Origin of the sequence: Amycolatopsis sp. NPDC051045 (assembly GCF_040682955.1) — a bacterium.
Lineage (GTDB): Bacteria > Actinomycetota > Actinomycetes > Mycobacteriales > Pseudonocardiaceae > Amycolatopsis.
Window position 1 is genome coordinate 306,146 of record NZ_JBFBCC010000011.1, and the last position, 6,183, is coordinate 312,328.

A 6,183-nucleotide genomic window follows, 5' to 3' on the forward strand; every position below is an offset into this window, starting at 1 on the left:
CGATGGACCACGTCGTCGTGATCGACCCCGAGGGCCGGTATTCCCTGCTGCCCGAGACGGTGGCGGTGCCGCCCGGCTGGCGGCCGGCCGGCTTCACGGGCACCCGGCAGGACTGTCTCGACCTGATCGACCGGCAGTGGACCGACATCCGCCCCGCCGGCGTCCGCCCCGAGCCCCGGCCGGATCGGCGATGAGCCGGCGCAAGCTGTGCCCGCAGCTGTGGCAACTCGGCGAAGCGGCACGGGCCGAACCCCGGCGCACATTCGTGTTCGCCCCCTTCGGCGGTGGCAGCGCCTACGCGGTCACCGAATGGGCCGGGCACCTGGTGCAGCCGGGCGAGTCCGCGGTCGCGATCCAGTACCCCGGCCGCGGTCCGCGTCACCTCGAACCGAACGCGACCGTTCTGCAGACGCTCGCGGCCGACTGCGCGGCCGCGGTCCGCGCCTGCTGCCGGGGACCGTTGGTCCTGGTCGGGCACAGCCTGGGCGGAGTGCTCGGCTACGAGCTGGCGATCGCTCTCGAAGACCTCGGAGCGGACGTCGAGCTGCTGGTCACGTCCGCGGCCCGGCCGCCGGACGGTCAGCGGCTGAACACCGGCACCGTGCTCGGGATGAGCCGGGACGACTGGCTCGCCGAGGTGGCCGCGGGCGGGCAGCTCGACGTGTCCGGGCCCGGCCTGGCCGACGTCGCCGACCTGATGATTCCGGTGCTGCGCGCGGATTACCTGCTGCTCGCCCGCTACGTCCCGGACGGCCGGAGGCCGGTCCGCGCCGATCTTCTGGCGCTGGGCGGCGCGGCCGACCCCTGGGTCCGGCAGGCTCACCTCGACGCCTGGGCCGGCTGGACCACCGGGTCGTTCGCGTCCCGCGTCTTCGACGGCGGCCACTTCTACTACCGCGACCGGCTCGGGACGTTCGCCGGCGCGATCCGCGAGCGGCTGGCCCCGGCCGTCGTCCCCGCGTGCGGGGGAGTGGTCCGGTGACCAGGACGCTGGTGGTCGTGTACGACGACGGTGCGGCCCACCCCGGCGACATCGCCGTCGGGTTGTCGGACTGGGCCCGCTGCGTCTTCGTCGTGCCGCCGAACGCGCACACCCGGGCGATGATGCCGCTGCTGGCCCGGTTCGGCCCGGTGATCGTCGCGGAGTCGGTGCCCGAGGCCGTCGCCGAAGTGGCCGCGCACCGCCCGGACGGGCTCGTGACCTACGCCGAGCGCGGGCTCGGCCTGGCCGGTGCGCTGGCCGGGCCGCTGGGGCTGCCCTTCCACGACGAGCAGACCTTGCGGTGCCTGACCGACAAGGGGGACCAGCGGGCGGCGCTGCGCGCGGCGGGAGTCGACGCCGTGCGCTGCCGCCGGATCGAGACGGTGGCCGACTGGCCGGACGCCGTCGCCGAGACCGGCCTGCCCGCCGTCCTCAAGCCCGCGCACGGCGGGGGCAGCCGGAACACCTTCTACGTCGAGGACGTGGAGACCGGACGGCAGCTCGTCCGGCGGCTGCTTGCCGAAACCGCGCCCGGGCTCGTCGAAGGGGGCACTCTGGTGCTCGAGGAGTACCTGCCCGGGCGCGACTGCGGGGCGTTCGGCGACTACGTGTCGATCGAAAGCGTCGTCCAGGACGGCGTGCTCGCGGACTTGGCGGTGACCGGCAAGTTCCCGATGGTGCCGCCGTTCCGGGAAACCGGCCGGTTCTGGCCGGCCCCGCTCGGCGCGGGCGAGCTGGCCGAGGTCCGGGCGCTGGCCGCGGCGGCGGTCGCGGCGGTCGGCGTGCGCACCGGTCTCACGCACACCGAGGTCAAGCTGACGCCGTCCGGCCCCCGTCTGATCGAGGTGAACGGTCGCCTCGGCGGCGGGATCAACGAGCTGGCTGTCCGGGCACGCGGGGTCAACCTCGTCGAGATCGGCGGCCGGATCGCCCTCGGCGAGCGGGTCGTGGTGCCCGATCCCTACACCGGCCGGGCTTACTTCCAGCTGTTCCACCCGGCTCCCCGCCGGGCGGGCACGCTGGTCGGGATCGACGGCGCCGACGTCGTGCGGGACCTGCCCGGAGTGACGCTGTACCGGCCGTACGCCCGGCCCGGGACCCAGCTCCCCGGCGGGGTGCAGACCGTGGAGCTGGACATCGTGATGGGGGAGGCGGCCGACGTGGCCGGGCTGGCCCCGATCGTGGCAAAGGTGGAATCGACGCTGCGGTACCGGTTCGAGTTCCCCCCGGGGGAGCAGCAGACCGTGGCCGCGGCAGAACTGGGGGCATGGTGACAATGGACAGGACCGAAGCGGAGACGGTGCTCACCAGGATTTGGGAGCGGGTCCTGCAGGTCGAAAAGGTGGGCCCGGACGACGACTTCTTTTCCCTCGGCGGCGATTCCCTGCTCGCGCTCAAGGTCATCGGCGAGGCCGAGCCGGCCGGGCTCAGCCTGTCCTTGATCGACCTGTTCCGGAACCCGACCCCGCGGGGTGCGTGCTCGGCACTGGGGACGGGCGCACCCGCCCCCGGTTCGGGTCCGGACCTCCTTTCGGCGCTCGACCGGGCCCGCGTCCCGGACGGTGCCGAGGACGTCTACCCGGCGGCCCGGCTGCAACTGGGGCTGATTTTCGAGGGGCTCGTCAGCGAGGGCACGGCCTACCTGGACGTGGTGGCCAGGACGGTGACCCGGCCGCTGGACCGCGAGGTGCTCGCCGCCGCACTGGCCCGGCTGTCCGCCCGGCACCCGGTGCTGCGCACGCGGTTCGACCTGACGACGTTCAGCGAGCCCATGCAGGTGGTCGAGGCCGAAGCGCCGATCCCGCTCGCCGTCTCGGACCGGAGTGGGCTGGACGAGGCCGAGCGGGCGGTGGCCCACGAGGCGGTGATGGCCGATCTCGCGGCGCCGTTCGACGTCGAAAGCGCGCCGCTGGTGCGGGTGCACGCGGCCGCCGTGGACGGCGAGTCCTTCGTCTTGGCCTATGCGTTCCACCACGCGATCCTCGACGGGTGGAGCGAGGCGGTGTTCTTCAACGAGCTGGTGCGGACGTACGCCGGCTTGACCGCGGGGGCGCCGCCGGAGCTGCCCGCGCCGGTCCCGTACCGCGAGTTCGTCCGCCTGGAGCGGGAAGCGGCCGCCGACCCCGAGGCGGTCCGGTTCGCCGAACGGCTCCGGGACACCTTGCCACCGGGCGCGGCGCCCGGCGGTGACCGGCCCGTGCACCGCAAGGTCAGCGCGACGATCCCGCGTCCTGACAGTGACCGGCTCGCCGAGCTGTCGGCGCGCTGGGGTCTTCCGTTGAAGAGCCTGCTGCTCGCGGCGAACTGCGCGGCGGTCGGTGCCGTGCGCAAGACCGACGATCCCGTGGTGGGCCTGTTGCTCAACGGACGCCCCGAGCAGGCGGGCGCGGACGTGACGCTCGGGCTGTTCCTCAACCAGCTGCCCGTGCGTCCCGGCGTGCCGGACGGTGACTGGCGGGCGGCGGCGCGGAACTGCCTCGCCGCGGAGAACGAGCTGCTCGCCTTCCGGAGGTTCCCGTATTCCGCGGTGCGCCGGCTGCTGGGAGCCGACCCGTTCGAGGTGATGTTCAACTACGTCCACTTCCACCCACGGGACGAGCTGCTGACCGCCGGGCTGATCACGCCGGTGGAGGACATGCGCGACCACACCAGCCTCCCGATCCGCGTGGAAGCCCTCAACGACGCGGCGGGCGACGGTCTGAGCGTGCACGTCACGGCGGACACCGCCCGCTACGGCGACGCCTTCCCGGACCATCTCCTGGCGGAGATGGTCCGGGCCGTGGCGGAGCTGGCGGCGAACGCCGGCTGAGCGGGGGGTGTCCCTATGTGGTTGTCAAGCCGCGGCGGGGACGGGTGTGGGTTCGGGGTGTCGGTAGTGGGTGCCGTTGCGGAGCATGGCGTAGAGGACGTCGCAGCGGCGGTGGGCCAGGCAGATCAGGGCGGCGTTGTGTTTCTTGCCCTCGGCGCGTTTGCGGTCGTAGTAGGTCCTGCTGGTCGGGTCGGACAGGGCGGCGAAGGCGGCGAGGAAGAACGCGCGTTTGAGCTGGCGGTTGCCGGTGCGGGCGGGGTGTTCGCCCTTGATGCTGGTGCCGGAGCTGCGGGTGACCGGGGCGATGCCGGCGTAGGCCGCCAGGTGCCCGGAGGAGGCGAAGTGGGAGGCGTCGCCGACTTCGAGGAGGATGCGGGCTGCGGTCCTGACGCCGATGCCGGGCATCGAGGTCAGGACCCCGGCAAGAGGGTGCGCATCAAGTATCCCCTCGACCTGCTCCGCAACTTGTTTCCGTTGCTGGAGAATGGTCTTCAGACTGTCGGCCAGTCGCGGCAGAACCGTGTCCGCGGCGGCGGTGCCCGGGACGGTGACGGTCTGCTCACCCAATGCGGCCATGATCGCCTCGACCAGTTTCTCGCCCATGCGGGGGCGCGTGGACCTTCGCGATCGCGGTGAGTTTGCGGCGACCGGCCTTGGCGATCCCGGCCGGGCCGCCGCAGCGGGAGAGGATTTCCAGCACCGCCGGATGCGAGATCCGTGGTCCGATGGCGTGTTCGAGGGCGGGGTGGATGCCGGTGAGCAGGCCGCGGATCCGGTTGCTGATCCGGGTGGCTTCGCCGGCGAGGTCGTCGTCGAACCCGACCAGCACCTCCAGCTCCGCCAGCGCGTCGTCCCCGACGTCGACCGGGCGCAGCGTGTGCGGCAGGGAGCGGGCGGCGTCGGCGATGACGAACGCGTCCCGGGCGTCGGTTTTGGCGCGGCCGGGGTAGAGGTCGGCGATGCGGCGCATGGCCAGGCCGGGCAGGTAGGCGACCTGGTGGCCTGCGGCGCGGGCGACCGCGACCGGCAACGCCCCGATGGTGGCGGGCTGGTCGACCACGACCAGCAGTGGTCCGTGGGCGGCGAGTTTGTCGAACAGGGCCCGCAGCTTGGGTTCGGTGTTGGGCAGCGGAGCGTCGTGCAGCCGTTTGCCGTCGGGGTCGAGCCCGACCGCGTGGTGGTTGTCTTTGCCGACGTCCAGGCCGAGGAACACGCTGAAGCTGCTGCTCATCCACCCTGCCGTTCGGTCGCCGTGACGTGGTCACCGGGTTGGGCATCGATGGCCGGCACCCACGTTACGACGAGACCTACCAGTTGGTGGCCGTGTCCCTATCAGCGATCCCTCGATGCCACCAGACCCGGTGACACCACCCCCCGGATCATGCGTGCGACTGGGGGCGTTACAGAGGTTGAATGGCTGGGATTACGGTGGTTCCAGGCCGGTGTGAGCGAAGAAGGCATCGAGCAGCCCGGGTCGGTACTGGATCCGCTTGAGCCGGTTCTCCACCACCGCGACCAGTTGGTCGATGCCGCGCACGATGAGATTCCCCAAGCCGCGCTTGACATGCGACCACACGTGCTCGACAGGGTTGAGGTCCGGGGCATAGGCCGGAAGCCGGATCACGTGCAGCCAGTCCCGTGCCGCGATTAACTTCCGCATCGCTGTGCTGATGTGCGTGTTCAAATTGTCCCAGACCACCACGATCGGGCCGCCGAGTTGCTGGTGCGCGGCGTCCAGCAGGGCGGCGTAGTCGGTCTCGGCGAAACTACGCCGCTCACCCTTACGGCCCCGATGGGTCAGAGTGCGGTAAATCAACCGGGACCGATCGCCGGGCCGCACACACACCAGCCCGGCGACCGACACCCGGCCCGACCCCTTACCCGACACCGCGACCTGCGGGGTCTGCCCACGCCGCCCCCAGGTGCGCGCCTTCGGCGGCCGCAGAGTCTGCCCGGCTTCGTCCTCGAAACACAGCCACGCACCCTGCTCCGCCGCTACCGTTTTCCCGCCGGCCACACCTCCCGCCGCCACGTCACGATGGCCTCCTCATCCCGCTCCACCGCCCGATGCGCCGGGACCTGTGGAGAGAACCCCATCCGGTGCAACAGATACGACACCCCGCGCAAGGTGTAGCGGACATGGAACAACCGCGCGATCAGATCGGCCACCCGCGCCAACGTCCAGCGCTGATCCTCATCAAACCCGTGCGCGGCAGGACCTTCCTCCAGGGCGTGGGCCAGGCGAGCCTGGCGCTGTTCGTCCAGCCGGCAGACCGACCCGCCGGGTCCCTTCGACACCAACGCGGCCGAGCCACCGGCGCGCCATCGGCGCCGCCACACGTACACCGCGTTGCTCGACACCCGCAGCCGCCGCGCGATCTCGGCGACTGGT

The 6,183-nt window shown here is 72.1% G+C and carries 6 protein-coding genes and 1 pseudogene; 4 read left to right on the plus strand and 3 right to left on the minus strand.

Annotation, left to right across the window (positions count from 1 at the left end):
- The first annotated feature begins 2 nt into the window (after nucleotides 1-2).
- From AB0M80_RS25920 to AB0M80_RS25935, 4 genes are read left to right on the plus strand one after another with little or no spacing between them, the layout of a single operon-like run.
- Nucleotides 3-194: an MbtH family NRPS accessory protein gene (locus tag AB0M80_RS25920; RefSeq protein ID WP_364569808.1), complete on the plus strand. Its 192-nt coding sequence runs from the start codon at nucleotides 3-5 to the stop codon at nucleotides 192-194.
- Entirely contained in the window at nucleotides 191-982 is a 792-nt protein-coding gene (locus AB0M80_RS25925) for an alpha/beta fold hydrolase (protein ID WP_364569816.1), read from the plus strand. The genes AB0M80_RS25920 and AB0M80_RS25925 overlap by 4 nt, the downstream gene beginning before the upstream one ends.
- Nucleotides 979-2,256: an ATP-grasp domain-containing protein gene (locus AB0M80_RS25930; RefSeq protein WP_364569819.1), complete on the plus strand. Its 1,278-nt coding sequence runs from the start codon at nucleotides 979-981 to the stop codon at nucleotides 2,254-2,256. The genes AB0M80_RS25925 and AB0M80_RS25930 overlap by 4 nt, the downstream gene beginning before the upstream one ends.
- Before the next feature lie 2 nt (nucleotides 2,257-2,258).
- Complete coding sequence (locus AB0M80_RS25935) at nucleotides 2,259-3,791, plus strand: condensation domain-containing protein (RefSeq protein WP_364569822.1); 1,533 nt, start codon at nucleotides 2,259-2,261, stop codon at nucleotides 3,789-3,791.
- Between the two features lie 24 nt (nucleotides 3,792-3,815).
- Here the strand turns inward: AB0M80_RS25935 and AB0M80_RS25940 are convergent.
- The 3 genes and pseudogenes from AB0M80_RS25940 to AB0M80_RS25950 all read right to left on the minus strand — a co-directional run.
- Nucleotides 3,816-5,022: pseudogene (locus AB0M80_RS25940) on the minus strand (IS110 family transposase).
- 192 nt (nucleotides 5,023-5,214) lie between these two features.
- Nucleotides 5,215-5,823 (minus strand): IS630 family transposase, encoded by a 609-nt coding sequence (locus tag AB0M80_RS25945; RefSeq protein WP_364569825.1) that lies wholly within the window; start codon nucleotides 5,821-5,823, stop codon nucleotides 5,215-5,217.
- Nucleotides 5,787-6,183: winged helix-turn-helix domain-containing protein (locus AB0M80_RS25950; RefSeq protein ID WP_364569828.1), on the minus strand; the 397-nt coding region annotated here is incomplete at its 5' end. The genes AB0M80_RS25950 and AB0M80_RS25945, both read right to left, overlap by 37 nt.